The following is a 582-nucleotide window of genomic DNA, read 5'->3' as shown; positions in this document are numbered from 1 at the left end:
CGGTAGCCTGACGGACTGACTAATGAATAAGCCAAAAGTGCGGTTTCTGGTTTTTCTTCCTTAAGCAGTGCCTGCTTCAAGTCGAGGTGCGTTTTGATGTTTTCTTGGAAGAACTTGGTGTATTTTTTTCTTAATACGCCTTCGCTAACCGAAGCAAACTTGTGGCCTTTATGGAACGTAGATGGCTCTTTGACTTCGCCTCTTTTGCTGATTACTCGGTCATCTTTTTGCGCGGCAATGGCACGAAACTGTTCCAAATCGGGTACTGGGCTTTGACTGATTTTTTGCGTTGTATTCACCATAACTCCCTCCTACACACGCAGCGGTTGAACATGACTTTGTTCATGATTTGAAGTGGCTGAAAGATCTTGATCCAACATGGCAAAACGCGCTTGCCAAAGTTCGGTCTGTTCGATGATTTCGTGGAACCAAACTGTCAAGTTGGCTGAGTTAAGATGCTCGGTAGGTTGGCGACCCGCTAAGACAAGTTGTCGACCGTTCGGGGCGAGCGATAACGCCAAGTTGCCACTGCCTACTCGTGGGTGATTTGGGGGGGCTAGTAGCTCTAGGCCGCGTATGCGC

General features: G+C 48.3%; 1 protein-coding gene and 1 pseudogene. Both read right to left on the bottom strand.

Going from position 1 to position 582, the window contains the following annotated elements:
- A pseudogene (locus tag R7Z50_RS29400) lies at positions 1-302 on the bottom strand (CesT family type III secretion system chaperone); the annotation flags it as partial.
- Between the two features lie 9 nt (positions 303-311).
- Positions 312-582 (bottom strand): CesT family type III secretion system chaperone (locus tag R7Z50_RS29395; protein WP_318150001.1); only part of this gene is annotated, 271 nt, incomplete at its 5' end.

This window comes from Vibrio sp. 1249-1 (assembly GCF_033340495.1).
This window is presented reverse-complemented; position numbering and strand designations above follow the sequence as displayed.